Raw genomic sequence first — 18475 nt, forward strand, 5'->3', positions numbered from 1 at the left:
GCCCAGGCGTCGTCAGGGGTGGAGCCCCGGGGGTTGCGAACGGACCGGGGCGGGTTCAGTCGTTGTCGACCTCGATTCCGTCGAAGGTCATGTAGCCGCCGTCGACTTTGGTCAGCACCAGTGTGTGCAGACCGGGGGCCAGGCCGGCCTTCGACCATACGGCGACATTCGATCGACGTTGGCCGTCAGTGGGTACGGTGTCGACGCCGGCCGGCGTGCCCGCGTCGAGGACTGCTGAGAAATGGCCTTCGTCGCTGCTCTGTTCGCCGTAGACCTTGAGACCGGTACCGACGAACGTGTAGCTGATCGTCGAGCCGTTGTCCGACGCGTAGTGGATGTCGTCCTGGTAGTCGCCGAGCCCCCGGCCGCTCTGGTAGCTGAATCCGGCGTACCGGAGGGCCGGGTCGGTGTCGTTGAGCCGGACGGTGGCGGGAGCCTTGCCGACCACGAAGACGGTTGTGGCCGGTGGCGAGGAGACCCCGCGCGAGTTCGACTGTACGGCGACGAGTGTGTGCTGGCCGTCGGCCTCGGTCGCCGTGCACGACCACGCGGAGCCCGTGACCGCGACACGGCACAGGGGGGCGCCGCCGTCTGTCACGGTGACCGTGTCACCCGCGGTCCCGGACCCGTGGACGGTGAACGTGCCGGCCACGCCGGTCGCGCCTGACGCCGGAGCGGAGATATCGGGTGCGGCGACGAGACCGCCGACCGACACCTGCGAAGCGTCCGTACCGGGCGGCAGAGACGCGATCAGGAAGCCGGGTGAGAGCACCCGCACCTTCGGGGCGGCATGGCCGGAGAAGTAGACCGGGGTCCCCGGCACGAACCCCGCGCCACCGATGAGCACTTGCATGGTCGTGGTGCCGTTGGAGAACGTCGCCTGGGCCGGCGAGACGTAGTCGGCCTCGATGTCGGTCGCGTCGGCGAAGCCTCGCACCGAGGTGTCCGGGCCGGCGTTCCGCAGTGCCGTCAGCTGGATGTCGTTCGGTCCCGGCGAGGCGGGGATGGGGGTGTTGCTGCCGACGTGGCTGTCGACCGCGTCGGCGCAGATGTACTGGCCGGCCGACGCGGAGAAGTAGTTGCCCTCGACGAGGAAGTGCCCGGTCGCCGCGCAGCCTCCCTGGGCGTTGGCGCCACTGTTGTGGAACTGCACGTTGCCGACGTAGTGGATCCACTCGGAACCCGCGTCGTCGTAGAAGGACGCGAAGCCGGGCCCCTGGTTGTAGGTGACGTTGCCGATGACCTGCAGTCCGTGCGCCATCGTGGCGTCGAAGTCGATCGTCTTGCCGTCGGCCTTGTAGTGGTAAGGGGCCTGGTGCCCCTCCATGTACACACCGCCCCCGTCGCCGAGCACCTTGAGGTAGTCGTGGATCAGGTTGTAGCTGATCGTGTTGTCGGCGTTGATGTTGAGCGAGTTCGAGGGGTGGTCCGCCGAGTCGACGTGTCCCTGGACGACACCGGCGGTGATGCCGGTGTAGGGCAGGTCGTAGAGCTCGTTCCGGGTGACCAGCGTGTGCCGGGTGTACAGCAGCGTGATGCCGCTTGCCGAGGGGTAGTCGGTGCCGATGCGGTGAACGACGTTGTCGGAGATCGTGTTGCCGGTGGCGATCTCGTTCGTTCCGACGGTGTCGCCGGCCACGGCCGATGGATCCGGGGTGCAGTTGTCCTTGATCGTCTTTGGTGTGTCGGGGTTCGCGGTCAGGTAGTCCGGGAAGTGGACCGGATCGGGGTTGACCGGCGTGGGGTCGGCGGTGCAGCCCAGCAGGATCGAGGTCGACGCGATGTCCGTGAACTCGTTGCCCTGGACGAGGTTGTGTGACGAGCCGTAGGCAAAACTCAGGCCCGCACCGCCGAGTTCTGCGAACCGGTTGCCGGTCAAGGCGATGTGGTCGGCGGCACTGAAGGAGACGTTGGCGTGCGGCTCGGTCAGCAGGCCCCATGGGCAACTGCCGGCCGGGTTGGAGAACGAGCACATGCCCTGGTTGTTCGCTTCCGTGAAGTGCAGATTGCTCTGCACGTCGGCGAAGCCCGCGGGTCCGGAGGGCGCGTTCCACGTGGCGTAGGAGAAGGTGAGCCCGGTGAACGTCAGATCGTGGACGGGATGAGCCAGGCTGCCCGCGCCCTGTACGAGGGTCTCCAGGTGCGGCAGTTCGACATCGAGGCCGTCCGGCTCGGCTCCGTTCAGCGGGTCGAGGTACAGGGTGTGGCCTGACTGGTCGAGGAACCACTGGCCCGGATGCAGGAGGCTCCTCGCGTTCCGGATCGAGGTCGGCATCTGCGAGGGGCTCATCGCGGGCAGTGTGCCGCTGGCCTGGGAGTAGTCGGCGCGGCCGGTGACGTCCTTCCAGCACGGCTCGGCCATTGTCAGCGAAGTGCCGGACAACGACTGCACGCGGCACTCGGAGTCGGTCCACTGCCCGTTCCCGCCCGGGTAGTCGAACTCGACCTGCCGCAACTGGGCCGGCGTCATTGCCGAGAAGAAGGCGAGCCCGGCCGGGTCGCCCGCGAGGTCGTACCCCGTGGCCGAGCCCTTCCAGCCGCCGGCGAAGTGCAGTTGGGACGGTGTGGCCTGCGCGACGGGCGCCTCCGTGCCGTCGACGTAGAGCTGACGGCTGGCGCTTGCGGCCGGAACGGATGTCGACCAGACGCCTGCCGGGGAGGAAGTGGTCCAGTCGCGTACCCGGGTCGCACCGGACAGCACCGGGTGGGCACCGTGTGCCGCCGTCCACACGACCGGATGCCCGGGGCTGCCCGAGTCTGCCGCGTCGAAATCGAGGGGCGCCGCCAGCCGGTAGGTGCCGCCGCCCAGGATCACCTGCACGGCGTCGGTGTGCCCCGCACGAGCGTGACGGACTGCCCCCTGGGCCGTGGTGATCGAGCAGGGCGCCGCGGACGAGCACCGATCGCCGGAGCCGTTGGGTGCTGCGTAGATGGATGTTGCGGAGTCTGCCACCGCGCCGTCCGCAGACACGAGACCTGTCGCGAGAAGAGCTGTCACCGCCGTCCCCGCCAGCAGCAGGACGGAATGTCTGCGTTTAGGCAGCCACACTGTGAGTCTCCTTCAGAGCAGGGGGCGTTCGTCAATAATTCATCCGACCTATACCGCGAAACGTCACGGTAATCTTGAGGTAAGTCCACGTCAAGGATCGAAGCGTCCGATGAATCGCGTTCTCTCGACGCTGAGTCGGACGGTCGCTGAGGGGCGCCGCCCGGCGCGGCGCATCTGACAACCGGCCGCACGGTTGCAGCCCCCAGATCGAGCTCCGCGAGGTGCTGGAGAACCGGCGGCGTGCCCTGGCACTCACTCGGCTGCGGTCAGCTGCGGACGAGGGCGGCTTCGACCTGGCACAGTGCGCGTTCCGCGGAGAACCGGGCTCGCGGCATCGAGGACATGCGCCTGCTCTTCGGCTGGGTGCCCGTCGATGATCGGGCTGACGATCGCGCCTGGCCGGTCCGGGAACTGCTGACCCGCAGAGGGCGGCACGGGGGCGCGGGCGCGGTGGACCTGGTGGTCGCGGCGACAGATACGCTGGATCGAGGCCCGCGTTCTCCTCGGCGAATTCGGACACCTCGGCGGATATCGGAAAGGCGCCGGAGCGAGTCCCGATCCCGGAGGCCGCCAGCGGGCGGCCGGCGGCTTGAGAAGCCGCAGTAGCTCTGCCTTCGACGACACGGACACATTCCTCCACTGGAACGCCGGCTGCTTGGCGACGTCAGCCCAGGCGAAGGGGCCGACCGCCGTGGCGCTGAGACGTGCAGGATCGCGCCAGGGCCTCGTTCGCCGTGCAGCCTGGACGGCCGATCGGCCGTGCCGGGAACAGCCGGTGCGGCCGGCACGGTTGGATTGACCGAGGGGCGGGTGCCGTACGGGCAGGAAGCATGGAGACCGCGGGTCGCCCGTCCCGCCGGTGTCCGGGCCCCGCATCGTGGTAGGCCCGCTACGCACTTCGGATCAAGACGTATATCTGCAGGAGGACTGTTTCATGACTGACCGGCCCTTGACGCTCATGGCAGTACACGCCCACCCCGACGACGAGGCCACCGGAACCGGAGGAATCCTCGCACGGTACGCGGCGGAGGGCATTCGCACGGTTCTCGTGACGTGTACGGACGGTGGTTGCGGTGACGGACCGGAGGGTGTCAAGCCCGGCGATCCCGGGCACGATCCGGCAGCGGTCACCGCGATGCGCCGGCGGGAACTCGAGGCCAGCTGCGACGTCCTGAAGATCAGCGATCTGGAGATGCTCGGCTACGCCGACTCGGGGATGATGGGCTGGGCGAGCAACGACGCCGCTGGGTCCTTCTGGCGGACCCCGGTCGAGGAAGGCGCCGCCCGACTCGCGGAACTCATGCGGCACTACCGGCCTGATGTGGTCGTCACCTACGACGAGTTCGGCTTCTACGGCCACCCCGACCACATCCAGGCCCACCGCGTCACGATGGCGGCGCTGGAGATGACCGAGCTGACACCGAAGGTGTACTGGACCACGGCGCCCCGCTCGATGGTGCATCGGTTCGGCGAGGTCATGCGGGAGTTCGGTGAGGGCACGTCCGAGCCGGATCCTGCCGAGACCGCCGCGATGGCCGAGATCGGCCTCCCCGACGACGAGATCACCACGTGGGTGGACGCCACCGCGTTCAGCGGCCAGAAGTTCGACGCGCTGGCCGCGCACGCCAGTCAGGGCGAGAACATCTTCTTCCTCAAGATGGGCAAGGAGAGGTTCGGCGAGTTGATGGGCGTGGAGACCTTCGTCCGTGTCCGGGACACCACGGGCGCGGCCGTACCCGAGAACGACCTCTTCGCCGGACTGCGCTGATCCGCCCGCCCTGCCTGCGGGGTGTCCGCGCCGCGGTCATGCGATGGACAGCTTCCGGCTGATCGCCAAAGGTCCGCCTCCGTACCCGACGGGACCGCTCCTTCTGCGGGAGTCCTCACAGACGGGTGGCGGTCCGGACAAGGGCGGCGACCGCCCGGGAGCGGCTGTGGGGCGGCCACGCGATCACCGTCGTCACCGTCGGCGCGTCGGCTACGGGGACGGTGACGAGGCCGTCCCTCAACTGGGCGCGTACCGACTCCGGCAGGATCGCCGACGCCCGGCCGAGCGCGATCAGCTGGAGCAGCTGCGTGTGGTTGTGCACCGGCGGGCCGGCGCCGTCCGGGAAGGTGCCGTCGAGGTGCGGCCAGCGGGGCATGGGCAGGCCGGGCAGTGCGGCGACGTCGGACATCCGCACCTGGGCCCGGCCGGTGAGGGGGTGACCGGCCGGAAGGACCACGACCTGCCCCTCCGCGCGCAACTCCTCCGTGTCGAGCCCGGCCGTCGAGTCGAACGGCCGGTGCAGCAGCGCCACATCGGCCCGCCCGTCCCGCAGCAGCCGCTCCTGCTCGCCGATCCCGCACAGCACCACGTCGACGGCGACGGCGCCGGGTTCGGCCGCGTAGGCGTCGAGCAGTTTCGCCAGCAGCTCGCCCGTCGCTCCGGCCTTCGTGACGAGGACCACGCCGGGTCGGCCCGTCGGCGCGAGTGCGGCGCGGCGGGTTCGGCGCTCGGCGGCATCGATCGCGTCGAGGGCCGCCTGCCCTTCCCGCAGCAGCACCGATCCGGCCTCGGTCAGGGTGACACCGCGGCTGCCGCGTTCCAGCAGCGCGGCCCCGAGCCGGCGTTCGAGCTGCTGGATCGCCCGCGACAGCGGAGGCTGGGCGATCCCGAGCCGCTGCGCCGCCCGCCCGAAGTGCAATTCCTCGGCGACGGCGACGAAGTACCGCAGCTCCCTCGTCTCCATGCCGCCAAGCTACCCGACCCCGCCTCGGCGGTGGTTGGAATTGCCGCGGTGAGCTGGTCCGATACCGGGGAGGTATCGCCGCTTACCCAGACGGTGTTGGCCGCGTCGCGGAGCTGCGGGACACGATGGACCGCATGAGCGGACAGACGATCGCGCTGGTCACCGGCGCGAACAAGGGAATCGGGTACGAGATCGCCGCGGGCCTGGGCGCCCTCGGCTGGAGCGTCGGCGTCGGCGCCCGGGACGAGGCGCGCCGGGAAGCCGCCGTACAGAAGCTGCGGGCGGGCGGCGCCGACGCGTTCGGCGTGCCGCTCGACGTGACGGACGACGCGAGCGTGGCGGCCGCCGCCCGGCTGGTGGAGGAGCGCGCCGGCCGCCTCGACGTCCTGGTCAACAACGCCGGAGTGACCGGCGGCATGCCGCAGACGCCCACCACGGTCGATCTCTCGGCCGTACGGACGGCCGTGGAGACCAACGTGATCGGCGTCATCCGCGTCACCAACGCGCTGCTGCCGCTGCTGCGCCTTTCCGCGTCGCCGCGGGTCGTCAACATGTCCAGCAGCGTCGGGTCGCTCACGAAGCAGACCGCTTCCGGCGACGAGACGGGGCCGATCTCCGTGGCGTACGCACCGTCGAAGACGTTCCTCAACGCCGTGACCGTCCAGTACGCCAAGGAGCTGCGGGACACGAACATCCTGATCAACGCCGCCTGCCCCGGCTACTGCGCGACCGACCTCAACGGCCTCCGCGGCGTGCGCACCCCCGAACAGGGCGCGGCGATCGCGATCCGGCTCGCGTCCCTCCCCGACGGTGGCCCGACCGGCGCGTTCTTCGACGAGGACGGGGTGGTGCCGTGGTGACCTCGGCACTGCTCACGGGCTGAGACCGTAGGGCCGGCGCGGACCGGGCGGCTTGCGGCGGGCCCTTCACCGAGGCGTGATGCGGGCGCCTGCCCTCTGCTGCGGGCCGCCGCTCAGGCGGCTGTGCGGTTCGCGGATCACCTGGCCGGCCCGCTTGATCGTCGCCAGGACGTCGAGCACTTCGAAGTCGATGATCCCGTCGAAGGCCCCGAGGGTCTTCGTGAGGAACTCGTACAGGGCCCAGCGCCCGCCGAGGAAGAGGTCGGCGCACAGCTGGTAGTCGCCGGTCACCGCGACGACCATGCGCACCGCGGGGTGCTCGCCCAGCGCCTGTCCGATCCGTTCGAGGTGGGACGGGCCCACCCTCAGCCACAGCAGCGCTTCGGTCGGGAGGCCCAGCAGGGAGCGGTCGACCTCCGCGCGGATCCTGACCACGCCGCGCCGGATCAGGCTGTCGACCTGGCGGGATGCGGTCGCCGGGGCGACGCCGATCCGGGTGGCGAGGGTGCCCACCGGAACGCGGCCGTTCGCGGCGAGGGCGTGGACCACCCGCTCTTCCTCGCCGCTCAGATCCGCGACGTCGTCCACCTTGGCGAACGGGGGCAGGCCTTTGCGCGCCAGGGCGGCCGTCTGCTGCTCGGTCAGTGCCTCCGTGTGCCACTCGTGCGCGGCCCGGAAGAAGCGCAGCGTCGAGTGGGCGTGATGCGCGGCGACAGCGCTTATCCCCGGAAGCCGGTCGAGCAAGAGCTCCCGGAGCCCGTCCTGATGAGGGGGAACGACCTCGACGAAACAGTCCGTCGACCCCTCGGTGAGCATGACCGTCCGCGTCTCGCGGCTGTCGGCGAGGGCCAGGGCCACGTCCCGGCTGGTCCCCGGACGGCAGCGGAGCCGTAGCAGGACCGGCTCTCCCCAGCCGATCCGTTGCGTGTCGACCGTCGCCACCACACGGATCACGCCGCTGTCGAGCAGCGGCTGCGCGCGGCGGGCGACGGTCCGCTCGGAGACGTCGAGGACCTGCGAGATCCGGGCCCAGCTCGCGCGGCCGTTGATCTGCAGGGCACAGGCGATCTGCCGGTCCAGGTCCGAGTACCTGTCACGGTGCTGGTCGGACTTCCTGTCGGATTTCTTCAGCAAAAGAACACCGCCGTACGGATCCGTGCACGTTCAGGTGCATCAGCGCCGGAAGTCGACCTGGGCGCGCATACTACCCGAACTCTGACCTGGACGTTCTGCTCCCGGAGGTCTGCCATGTGTTGTTTATCCTCCCGCCCGCGGCCGACGGCCGACCCGGCCGAATGCGGGGTGCGGCTGTGACGGGTGCCGTCCTGCTGCTGCGGGGCTCGGTCGTCCCCGTCGCCTCGCCGCCGATCGCCGATGGAGCCGTGATCGTGGAGGACGGGCTCGTCAGCTACGTCGGCCCCGTCTCGCGAGCCCCCCGTCTCCCTCGCGACGCCACCGAGGTCGAAGTGGGCGAGGGAACGATCATTCCCGGCCTGATCGACGCGCACGTCCATCTCATCGCGGACGGGGGCCCCGACTTCGCGGGTGAGGTCGCGGGCGCGAGCCCGCAGCACCTCGCGTTCAAGGCGTACGCGAACACCGCACGCGCACTGCTCAACGGCATCGTCGCGGTTCGGGACCTGGGCGCGCCCGCGCACGCGGCCATCGCGGCGGGACGGGAGATCGCCGACGGCCGCCTCGTCGGTGCGGAGGTCGCGGCGGCGGGACGTGCCATCACCGCGCCCGGAGGACACATCTCCTATCTCGGTGTCGAAGCACGGGGCGAGGCGCAGATGGCGGAGGCGGCCCGCCAGGAGTTACGGCAGGGAGCCGCCGGCATCAAGCTCGTCGCCACCGGTGGGGTACTGACCCCCGGGGTCGCCCCGGACGAGGCTCCCTTCGACGAGGCCGAGCTGGCCGCGGCCGCGGCCGTCGCCAGAGCGGCCGGAACGTGGGTCGCCGCGCACGCCATCGGCTCCGAGGGCGCCAAGCGGGCGCTCCGCGCGGGAGCGACCACCATCGAGCACGGGTCCTACCTGGACCGCGAGGCCATCGGCCTCATGGCCTCGACCGGGGCGGTGCTGGTCTCCACCCGGATCGCACAACTCAGGATCCTGCAGAACAAGGAGCACATCGAGGCCTCCGCGGTCCACAGGGCCGAGGAGGTCTACGCGGCCAACATCGAGTCGGTGCAGGCCGCAGCACGCGCCGGCATACCGATCGCCGCCGCGAGCGACGCGGGAACACCCTTCAATCCGCACGGCAGCGTCGCCGAGGAAGGCGCCCTGCTCGTCGACGACATCGGGCTGAGCAACGAGACCGCCCTGCAAGCGGTCACCACGACTGCGGCCCGCTGCCTCTGCCGCCCCGACCTCGGCCACCTCTCGCCGGGCGCAATGGGCCACGTCGTCGTGACGACGGGAAATCCGTTGGACGACATCCGCGCACTCGCGCACGTCAAGACCGTCATCGCAGCCGGACGACCAGTCCGCACGCTGCTGGGCTGAGGAGCTCTCATGACCATCACCCGAAACAGACCCGCGGTCGCGGTCGGCCTCCAGAGGGTCTGGCCCGTCGCCATCGCCGCGTTCGTCATCGCCCTCCTCGCGCAACTCGCCGGCCAGGTGACCTTCGATGTGGGTCCCGGCTCCGTCGTCTTCTTCCCCATGGTCTGGGGCCTCGTCGCCGGCGCGATCGTGTCCGTCCAGCGCGTCCGCAAGGTCAGCCTGGACTTCCAGCGGACCGCCAACGCCTTCGTGGCGGTGGCGGTGCTCTTCCTCGTCGTGCGGCTCGCCTTCACGATCGGCCCCAACATCAAGATCCTGCTGCACGCCGGCACGTCCCTGTTCCTGCAGGAGTTCGGACACCTCCTGGGCACCGTCCTCCTGGCGCTTCCGCTGGCCGTGCTGCTGCGGATGGGCCCCGCCACGATCGGGGCCACGTTCTCCGTCGACCGCGAGCCGGCATTACCGATGGTCAACGAGAAGTACGGCCCGAATTCCGAGCAGTACCGAGGCGTGCTCGCCATGTATGTGTTCGGCACCCTCGTGGGCGCCGTCTACATCACCATGCTGTCGTCGTTCATCGTCTCCTTCGACATCTTCGACCCGCTCGCCCTCGCCATGGGCTCCGGCGTCGGATCCGGCTCGATGATGGCCGCCGCGACCGGGAGCATCGTCGACGCCTACCCCGGCCAGAAGGACCAGATCCTCGCGATGGCCGGCGTCTCCAACCTGATCACGACCATCCTCGGGGTCTACGTGGGAATCTACGTCGCCCTCCCGCTGGCCGACCGCTTCTACCGCTTCCTCACCCGGCGGCACACCCCCGACCCCGAGGCCGCCCCTGTCGACCCGGAGGCGAACCGGGCCTTCCGCGAGGAGGTCGCCGCCTCCACCGCGCCGATCGATCTGCGCCCCTGGGTGTCCATCCCGATCCTGGCCGTCGTCGGCATCACCACCGCGTCGGTGTTCGCGAAGGGCCTGAGCTGGGACATCATCGGCGGTTACGCGATCATGATGGCGCTGCTCGTGCTGGGACTGTCCCTCGCGAAAGTCACCCGCTTCGTCTCCGCGATCATCTGGGTGACCACCATCGGAGCACTCGCATCGAGCACCTACTCACCCATCGGCAGCCGGCTGACCGACACCGTCAGCTCGGTCGACTTCCTCTCCGTCGGCTGCGTCGTCCTCACCTTCGCCGGCCTCAGCCTCGGCAAGGACATGGCGCTGCTGAAGGCGGTGAGCTGGAAGATCGTCCCCGTCGGCCTGCTGGCCATCACCGCGTCCTTCGTACTCGCCACGGTCATCGCCGAATTCTCGCTCGGCTACTGGACCTGACGTCACGGGGGCGTTGCCGCGTGCGACGCGCCGGTGCCCGGAGTCCTGTGCATCCTTGTCCGCAGGGCCGTCTCGATCGCCGCACCGACTCGTCCGATGGTATCGGTGGCGATGGGATCTCCATCGATACCATCTCCACCCCTGCCGGAGCGGGGACTGTTCTCGCAGGAGGCGCCTGAGCAATGGAACGCGGCGTTCAGGCTGCTTGCGGAGGTGCTGCCGGACGACGCCCCCAGCGTCGTCGCGCTGCGACCGGAAGATGACCACCTGGCTCGACCTCGCCGCCCGGGGCGCAGCCGAGGTGGTGACGTCTCCCATGACGCCGGTGGAGGCGTACGACGGCAGGACCACCGAGCAGCGCCGGGACCGGGTGCTCTCTCGGCTCGAGGTCGCCGACGTCGGAAAGGACGAGGCCCGACAGGCCCGCCGCCTGCCGGCCGACGCCAAGCTCCACGGTCGCAAGTACGCGATCGGCGGCGCGGCACCGGGAGGGCTGAGGCAAGGTCCGCGTCGTCTCATTCGGCGGCTTGCCGCCAGGGGAACGGGGCGAGGTCAGGTTCGGCCCAGCCGGTTCTGGCCGGGGTGCTTGCCAGGGTCGAGGGGCGGTAGAAGCGGGTGAGCAGCTTCTTGTCGAGCAGTGCGGGGTTCTCGTCGGCGAACGCGTCGAAGTCGGAGGTGTTCGACCGGCCCGCGTGGTGGCCCACCAGTTCGACCCAGGCCCGGCTGACGGTGGCGTTGTACTTCTGTGGTCTGCCCGCGTAGCGGGCGGTGCGCCGGATGCCGTCGCTGACCAGGCCGACCGCCGCTTCGGTGCCGTAGCGGCGGACGGCCAGCCAGGTCAGGTGGACGTGCTGGCGGTGGCCGAACCGCTCGGCGGCCGCCATCACCTCCCCCATGAGTTCGGTGAAGGGCGAGGGCTCCTCGTTCGCGCCGTGGTCGGAGTGCGGGGCCTGGTCGTGGGGGGTCATGACCCCTCCTTGACCAGTGCGTCCAGGACGGCGTGGAAGCCGGCGACCGCTTCGGCGGGCAGGCCCTCAAGCGCGCGGTTCTCGACGCTGGTCAGGGCCTGGGTGATGACGGCGGCTGCCGCGCGCCCGGAGTCGGTGAGCGCGATGAGCACCGAGCGGCGGTCGCCGGCGAGCGTTGCACGGGTGATGTGGCCGCGGCGTTCGAGCCGGTCCAGCACGCTGGTCAGCGTCGTGGGGCGGGCGCCGACCGCTGATCCCAGTTGGGAGACCGTGCGGCCCTGACCGTCGGCGAGGTTGGCCAGCGCGTTGATCTCGGAGGCGGTGAGGTCGAGGTCGACGAGTTCGGCGGCGATCAGCTGCAAGGTGCCGTGGGTCGCGCGCTGCAAGGCCAGGAGCGCGGACCGGCGCGGTGCTACGGATTCGGACTTCACGCTTTCGGATATTACGATATCGGAGTATCTGCCGCAAGACCGCCGACCGGCGTGCACCGCCTTCCGGCGCGGCCTGGCCGCAGGGGCGGACTCAAGCCGTGTGCCGGTGGGCCGGGTAGGTCAGGTAGCCCGCGTCGCCGCCCTGGTAGTACGTGGACTCGTCGACGGGGGCGAGCGGGTGTCCGGAGGAGGGCCAGGGGGCGGAGCCAGGCGTCCGGGGTGACCGTGGTGAGTGCGGGGACGGCGCGGCCCAGTGCCGCGAGTGCGAAGAGCAGGTCCTCCGTGGTGACGTCCGGGCGGACGGGGCCCTGCTCCTGGCCGCGCCGGAGCAGTTCGCCGACCGTCGCGCGGCTGTGGGCGTGGATCGCCTCCAGGGAGGCGACGCCCCCCAGGTTGGTGGTCATGAGGTCGTCGGTGCCGCGGTCGGCGGCGAGACCCGCGAAGACCACGCTGACGAGCAGCCGCGGCGCATGAGTTGGGACGACCTCGCCATGGCCCGCGCGGTCGCCGACGCCGCGAGCTGGTCCCAACCGCCGCGGCTCGCGGTGGCCAGGGTGCCGCGTACGGCAGCCGAGGGCACGCACGGGACGGCCTCCCCGCTCGATGGCGCGACGAGGCGGTGCGCGGATACGGTCCTCTTTGCGGCACGTGGGGAGAGCCTGTGCGTGCCGCGACAGGGGAGGAACGAATGCGCACGACACTGCTGCGGCGCGCGGCTTCTGCGGCCGTCGCACTGGGGCTTTCCACGCTCGGCCTGGTGGCCGCGGGCGCCGCGCCCGCACAAGCCGCGATCAGCGACTGCCCCTCGGGGTACTTCTGCGCCTGGAAGACCGGCAACGGCACAGGCACGATGTTCAAGACGAACACGAACAAGGCGACGCTGGGCACCTGGAACAACAAGTTCACCACGGTCATCAACCGCTCGTCATCGCTCGCCTGCCTCTACGACGACGCGAACTACGGTCTCGCGCACGGCTACAGCACCTACCAGCCGCGCGAGCCCTGGGCCACGAGCATGAACCCGTACTACAGCTCGCTGAAGTTCGTGCGCACGGTGCGGGAGTGCGAGGGCCCCGCCTACCCCTACTGGTACGCGGAGCCCGCGCCCGAGCTGTCCGGCTTCGGCGACATGAACGCCGACCGGAGGTCGGACCTCCTGGTCCGCGATCCCGTCGGGCGCCTGTGGTTCCTGCCCGGTGACGGCACCGGCCGGCTGGTCGGCTCCGGCGGCTGGAACGCGATGAGCGCCCTGACCCGGCACGGTGACTTCAGCCGCGACGGGCGCGAGGACGTACTCGCCCGTGAGGCGTCCACGGGCAAGCTGTGGCTCTACCCCGGCACCGGCACCGGCGGGTTCGGCGCGCGCAAGCTGATCGGCGTCGGCGGCTGGAACGGCATGACCAAGATCACCGCCTTCGGCGACCTCTCCGGGGACGGCCGGTCCGACCTTGTCGCCGTGGAGAAGTCCACCGGCAAGCTGTGGCTCTACCCCGGCACGAGCGCCGGCGGGCTCGGCGCGCGCAAGCTGATCGGTATCGGCGGCTGGAACGCCATGAACACCCTGGTCGGCGCCGGTGACATGAACGGTGACGGCCACCCCGACCTGGTCGCCCGTGAGGCGTCCACCGGCAAGCTGTGGCTCTACCCCGGCAGGACCGGGTCCGTCGCGCCACGCAAGCTGATCGGCACCGGCGGCTGGAACGCCATGAGCTCTCTCATCGGTGTCGGCGACTGGTCGGCCGACGGCCGCGCCGACCTCCTCGCCACGAGCGGCGACTGGCTGGTCCAATACCGGGGCGTCGGTACGGGCGGTCTGCGCGCCGGCGAGCGGAACAACGCCGACTGGTGGGGCTTGAACAGCGGCGGCTTCTGACCTGCCACGACGGCCCCCGTGCCCGCAGCGGGGGCCGTCGGCGCGTACGGTCCCGCTCCGGCCGGGGTGGGAACAAACCGCCGTGTTGACCCTCGACATGGTGGAGGGCCGAGAGTCCCGGGTGTGGAGAACGAGATGCTCAGCATCGGCGAGATGGCCCGGGACAGCGGCCTCAACGCGAGCGCCCTGCGCTTCTACGACGGCGCGGGCGTGCTCGTCCCCGCCTGGGTGGATCCGCTGAGCGGCTACCGCTGGTACGGCCCCGAGCAGCTCGAAGAGGCGCGGTTGCTGGCCCGGCTGCGCCGGACCGGTATGCCGCTCGCGGACATCCGGCTGGTGCTGGCCGGCTGGTCCAGTGCGGACACCGACCTGGTGCGGAAGCTCTTCCAGGCGCATCTGCACCGTCTCGAACGGGGGTTGGGCGATGCCCGCGCCGACTTCTCCACGGTCCGAGCGCAACTCGAACGCAGGGAGAATCCCATGACCCCGACCCGAACCCCGTCCGCCCGTGCGGCTGTTGCGGGGCCCGAACTGGCCGCCGCGCTGGACGCAGTCCGATTCGCCGCCAGCACCGACCCGGAACTGCCCGTGCTCGGCGGTGTTCTGTTCGACTTCGAGGGCGACACCCTCCATGTCGCGGCCACCGACCGCTACCGGATGGCTGTCGCCCGGACCGTCACCAGCGGCCACGGCGGCCCGCGCGCGCAGGCCGTCGTGCCCTCCCCGCTCGCCGACGCGATGCGGGCGCTGCTCACCGACGGCAGTCCCGCCAGGATCTCCGTGGACGGCGACCGCGTGGCCCTGGAGACCGGGGAACGCGAGGTGTCCGGCCGGTGCCTCGACCACGAATACCCCGACTACCGCCGACTCGTCCACCTGCCCGCGGGAACCCGCGCCCTCGTCGACGTCCCGGATTTCCGGAGGGCGGTGGAGACCGGCCCCACCCGCCTCGGCGAGTCAGCCGAACAGGGCGCCGGGCCCTGCGTTCTCAGCGTCCTCAAGGTGCCCGGCGACGGCACGGTGGCCGTCTGCGAGGACGGCGACGACGACCAGGGCCAGATCGCCCTCAACCGCGACTTCCTGCTCCACGCCCTCACCGCCGGAGCCAGCGACCGGCTGATCCTGGAATTCGGCACCCCTACGGCCCCGGTGGCGATCCGCCGCCCCGACACCGACCACACCTTCTCGATCCTGATGCCGGTCCGCCTGGACAACTGACCACCGGGCTCCCGCCGCACCCGTCCCTGCCCGTCGCCCGACCGACGGGTGCGGCCGTCCCGGCCGCGGCAGCTACACGGAGACCAGGCGTACGCGGTGGCCGCAGAGTTTCGCCATGTCGTCGGTGTCGGAGGTCAGCAGATCGACCAGCGCCTCGTCGACGGTGCCGGACTGTGTGGCGCGAGCGCGCGCGGTCTCCATGAGGTGCCAGAAGGCATCCGTTTCCATGCCCAGGCACTCTGCCATCGCGGTCTGACAGAGCCCCCGCTCACAGCAGTCGAGGACGAGCCGGCTCTCACGCGGCCTTCGCGTCAGTCCGCCTCGCCGGTCGCGGTGCCGGAGAGGCGCCGGCGGACGCCCGTCGCGGAGGCCTGCTCCACCGCGTTGCCGTCAGCGAGGCCCGGTCGGGACGGACCGCGCGGCCCCGCTGCCGGCGGCACCGGTCTCCGCATCCGCCGGCTCCGCCGCGAAAACCTGTTGGCGGACCACGGCGGCGACTGCTACCTTCCCGGAGGCCGTGCGAGAGAACGAGGAGGTGGTACCCGTGAACGCAGTATCGACATGGGTGCTCCCCCCCGGGGCCACGGTCGGGCGGTAGGTCGTCCGGGAGCGCCGTTCAAGCGCACTCCCGAAAGGCACGACCATGCAGTTCACCTCCGAGCAGCGCCACGACGACGGCGTCCTCGAACGCGAATTCACCCTCGGCGAGATCCCCGGCACCCTGTGGACGCCCGGATCCGCACCCGCCCCGCTCATCCTGATGGCCCACAACAACGGCCTGCCCAAGGGGGAACCCCGGCTGGTGGCCCGGGCCCGGCAGTCCGCGGCGAACGGCTACGCGGTGGCCACCATCGACGCCGCCGGGTGCGGTGACCGGCCCCGTTCCGCCGCCGACCAGCAGGCCCGCGCCGACCTGCGCCGGGCCGTGCAGGCCGGCGAACCGGTCGACGACATCTTCGAGTCCTTCGTCGGCCCGCTGGTCGAGAAGGCGGTCCCGGACTGGCGGACCACCCTGGACGCCCTCCTCGCGCTGCCGGAGATCGACGGCCCGGTCGGCTACTCGGGCTGGACCGCCGTCGGCATCCGCCTGGCGGCGGTCGATCCGCGCATCGCGGCCGCCGGCTTCTTCGCCGGGGGCTACGTGCCCCGCGCCCAGCGCGAGGAGGCCCGGCGGGTCACCATCCCGCTGCTCTTCCTGCTGCAGTGGGACGACGAGGGGAACCCCCGGCAGCGCGCCCTGGACCTCTTCGACGCCTTCGGCACCAAGCAGAAGACGCTGCACGCCAACATGGGCGGCCACACCGGCACCCCGTGGTTCGAGGCGGAGGACGGCAACCGCTTCTTCGGCCGCCACCTGAAGTGAGGCCGCGCCGCCAGCCCGGCGGCAGCCGCTAGCCGAGGTCGGCCGGGCCGCGGTCCACCGAGGCCAACTCCCGGCCCTCCTCCACGGCTGCGGCGCCGGGTCCCGCCGACCACGCGGGTACGCGGCGGGGACGACGTCGCCCATCGACACGACCGACGCGACCGGGTCCGCCGGCCCGGTGGCCGGCGTGATCGCGAGCTGGGGGCATAGGGCGCCGCGTGGGCCCTCTTGCCCCGGCAGGCGGTCCACCGGCCCATCACGACAGCGTCACAATAGCCGGACTTTTCAGGCCTTCGCCTGCCGTTCTCCGGCAAGCTGCTTCCTCCGCATCCGTTCCGCGTTCGCCGAGACACGGAGTGTATCGGCACGCGGAAATCATCGAGTAGAGGCACGTCAGCGCGCTGTGAGGCCAGAGGGGCTTGCGATGGAGCAACGTTTCAACCCGCCGCCGGGGTGGCCGGTTCCGGCTGAGGGGTGGATCCCGGAGGCGAGCTGGCGGCCCGATCCCTCCTGGCCGCCTCCTCCGCCAGGCTGGCAGCTCTGGGTCCCCGCGCTCACTCGACCTGGAAGGCCGGGGCCCTCCTGGGCTCGTACGACTCCGGACACCGCCGTGACCGCCGTGGACGCGGCGGAACCCGCGAGGCACGCGAACGGCGCATCGACAGTCGGGGCTTCGGTGAACGACGGACCGGAGAACACCACGCCGACGTCCCTGCCACCGCAGCGTGGAGGGCTGTTCGGCCGCCGGCGCCGAGAAGAGGCCTCCGAAGCCGCCGAGTTACGTGCGTGGATCGCCAGGACGCAGGGTGCGGACGCGGAGCAGGTGGCCGGACTCATCCACCAAGTACGCACTGAGGCGGCGACGTTGCGGTCGCAGGCCGAGGCGGAATCCGAGGGAATCCGCAAGGACGCCCGCGATGTCGCCAAGGACGTCCTGGACGACGCCCGCAAGACGGCGAAGGAGACCCAGCGGCTCCAGAAGGACGCGGAGAAATACCGCCGGGAGGTCTACGAGGCACAGGCCCGCCTCGCCGCGACGCAGGCCAGGATCGTCACCACGGACGAGACGGCACTGCTCCAGGAGGTGGGGATCTACGCCTACCGGCACCAGCTGCACGACGCTGTCGCCTACCGCAGCCGCCTCGACTCCCTGCAGGCGGAGATCAAGAGCCTCGCGCAGACCAACCAGGCGGTGCTCGGTGCGACGGACTGGACCGTCAACGGCTCCAAGCGCGAAGGCCAGAAGATGGTCCGCGACTTCTCCAAGCTCATGCTGCGCGCCTACAACGCCGAAGCCGACTACGCCGTTCGGAGCATGCGGCCGCACCGCCTGAACTCGCTGGTCGACCGTCTCCACAAGAGCCGGGAGACCATTGCGAAGCTCGGCGCGACGATGCACATCCGCATCTCCGACAACTACCACAGCGCCCGGGTGCGGGAGCTGGAGCTGACGTCGGACTTCCTGCAGAAGAAGGACGAGGAGAAGGAAGCCCAGCGCGAACTGCGGGCCCGCGAGAAGGAAGAGGCCGCGGTGCAGCGCGAGCTGGATCGCGAGCGGGAGAAGCTGCGGAAGGAGCAGGGCCACTACGAGGCCGCACTCCAGCGTCTCCGGGAGCGGGGCGACCTGGCGGCGGTCAGCGAGATGGAGGCCAAACTGGCCGAGATCGAGAGCGCGTTGCGCGATGTGGAGAGCAGGGCCGCCAACATCCGGACCGGCTACGTGTACGTCATCTCCAATGTCGGCGCCTTCGGCGACCGGATGGTCAAGATCGGCCTGACCCGTCGGCTCGAACCCCTCGAACGCGTACAGGAACTCAGCGGCGCTGCTGTGCCCTTCCGATTCGACGTCCACGCGCTGATCTTCAGCAAGGACGCCGTCGGCCTCGAAGCGCAACTCCACCAGACATTCGCCGCACGCAGGGTCAACCGCGTCAACGGCCGCAAGGAGTTCTTCTACGTCACCCCCGGCGACGTGCGGGACGCCCTGCAACGCTACGCCGGCCAGCACTTGGTGGAGTTCACCGAGGAACCCGAGGCGCTGGAGTGGCGGGCCAGCAGCGCCACATCGCCCCGTGCATAGGCACTCGTAGTGGCCGGCGCCTCGCCGCTCCCCGCGGCGCGGCGCCGGCGGAGCTGCCGTCG

At 70.7% G+C, this 18475-nt stretch carries 14 protein-coding genes and 3 pseudogenes; 10 read left to right on the forward strand and 7 right to left on the reverse strand.

Going from position 1 to position 18475, the window contains the following annotated elements:
* Positions 1–55 precede the first annotated feature (55 nt).
* A complete protein-coding gene (locus OG900_21965; GenBank protein ID WUH92506.1) occupies positions 56–2821 on the reverse strand; it encodes a hypothetical protein in 2766 nt (921 codons plus the stop codon).
* 522 nt (positions 2822–3343) lie between these two features.
* Here OG900_21965 and OG900_21970 point away from each other — a divergent pair.
* Positions 3344–3523, forward strand: a pseudogene (locus OG900_21970) (VapC toxin family PIN domain ribonuclease).
* 460 nt (positions 3524–3983) lie between these two features.
* Positions 3984–4817 (forward strand): PIG-L family deacetylase, encoded by an 834-nt coding sequence (locus OG900_21975; GenBank protein WUH92507.1) that lies wholly within the window; start codon positions 3984–3986, stop codon positions 4815–4817.
* Positions 4818–4932: 115 nt separating this feature from the next.
* Here the strand turns inward: OG900_21975 and OG900_21980 are convergent, their stop codons facing one another.
* Positions 4933–5781: a LysR family transcriptional regulator gene (locus OG900_21980; GenBank protein WUH92508.1), complete on the reverse strand. Its 849-nt coding sequence runs from the start codon at positions 5779–5781 to the stop codon at positions 4933–4935.
* Between the two features lie 134 nt (positions 5782–5915).
* On the opposite strand from OG900_21980, the gene OG900_21985 reads away from it, so the two are divergent.
* Positions 5916–6641, forward strand: coding sequence for an SDR family oxidoreductase (locus tag OG900_21985; GenBank protein ID WUH92509.1), 726 nt, complete (start codon positions 5916–5918; stop codon positions 6639–6641).
* Between the two features lie 66 nt (positions 6642–6707).
* On the opposite strand, the gene OG900_21990 is transcribed toward OG900_21985, so the two are convergent.
* On the reverse strand, positions 6708–7775 hold the full coding sequence (locus OG900_21990; protein WUH92510.1) for an Lrp/AsnC family transcriptional regulator: 1068 nt from the start codon (positions 7773–7775) through the stop codon (positions 6708–6710).
* A 176-nt stretch (positions 7776–7951) separates the two neighbouring features.
* Between OG900_21990 and OG900_21995 the strand changes: the two genes are divergently transcribed.
* The 3 genes and pseudogenes from OG900_21995 (at position 7952) to OG900_22005 (ending at position 10952) form a co-directional block, all read left to right on the forward strand.
* Positions 7952–9148, forward strand: a complete 1197-nt coding sequence (locus OG900_21995) for an amidohydrolase family protein (GenBank protein ID WUH92511.1) — start codon at positions 7952–7954, stop codon at positions 9146–9148.
* Between the two features lie 9 nt (positions 9149–9157).
* Positions 9158–10480, forward strand: coding sequence for a DUF3100 domain-containing protein (locus tag OG900_22000; protein ID WUH92512.1), 1323 nt, complete (start codon positions 9158–9160; stop codon positions 10478–10480).
* Between the two features lie 244 nt (positions 10481–10724).
* A pseudogene (locus OG900_22005) lies at positions 10725–10952 on the forward strand (hypothetical protein).
* Between the two features lie 43 nt (positions 10953–10995).
* Here OG900_22005 and OG900_22010 read toward each other — a convergent pair.
* The 3 genes and pseudogenes from OG900_22010 to OG900_22020 all read right to left on the reverse strand — a co-directional run bounded on the left by OG900_22010 (position 10996) and on the right by OG900_22020 (position 12325).
* Positions 10996–11448, reverse strand: a complete 453-nt coding sequence (locus OG900_22010) for a hypothetical protein (protein WUH92513.1) — start codon at positions 11446–11448, stop codon at positions 10996–10998.
* A complete protein-coding gene (locus OG900_22015; GenBank protein ID WUH92514.1) occupies positions 11445–11879 on the reverse strand; it encodes a MarR family transcriptional regulator in 435 nt (144 codons plus the stop codon). Before OG900_22015 ends, OG900_22010 begins: the two co-directional genes overlap by 4 nt.
* Before the next feature lie 185 nt (positions 11880–12064).
* Positions 12065–12325: pseudogene (locus OG900_22020) on the reverse strand (TetR/AcrR family transcriptional regulator).
* A gap of 242 nt (positions 12326–12567) precedes the next feature.
* Here OG900_22020 and OG900_22025 point away from each other — a divergent pair.
* On the forward strand, positions 12568–13752 hold the full coding sequence (locus OG900_22025) for an FG-GAP-like repeat-containing protein (protein ID WUH92515.1): 1185 nt from the start codon (positions 12568–12570) through the stop codon (positions 13750–13752).
* 123 nt (positions 13753–13875) lie between these two features.
* Complete coding sequence (locus OG900_22030; GenBank protein WUH92516.1) at positions 13876–14970, forward strand: MerR family transcriptional regulator; 1095 nt, start codon at positions 13876–13878, stop codon at positions 14968–14970.
* A gap of 72 nt (positions 14971–15042) precedes the next feature.
* Here the strand turns inward: OG900_22030 and OG900_22035 are convergent, their stop codons facing one another.
* Positions 15043–15198: a hypothetical protein gene (locus tag OG900_22035; protein ID WUH92517.1), complete on the reverse strand. Its 156-nt coding sequence runs from the start codon at positions 15196–15198 to the stop codon at positions 15043–15045.
* A gap of 415 nt (positions 15199–15613) precedes the next feature.
* On the opposite strand from OG900_22035, the gene OG900_22040 reads away from it, so the two are divergent.
* Both OG900_22040 and OG900_22045 read left to right on the forward strand, forming a co-directional pair.
* Positions 15614–16333 (forward strand): alpha/beta hydrolase, encoded by a 720-nt coding sequence (locus OG900_22040; GenBank protein WUH92518.1) that lies wholly within the window; start codon positions 15614–15616, stop codon positions 16331–16333.
* Positions 16334–17009: 676 nt separating this feature from the next.
* Positions 17010–18413 carry a DUF4041 domain-containing protein gene (locus tag OG900_22045; GenBank protein WUH92519.1) on the forward strand — a complete coding sequence of 468 codons (1404 nt, stop codon included), beginning with the start codon at positions 17010–17012 and terminating at the stop codon, positions 18411–18413.
* Positions 18414–18475: the final 62 nt, after the last annotated feature.

This window comes from Streptomyces sp. NBC_00433 (assembly GCA_036015235.1).
In the GTDB taxonomy this organism is placed as follows: domain Bacteria; phylum Actinomycetota; class Actinomycetes; order Streptomycetales; family Streptomycetaceae; genus Actinacidiphila.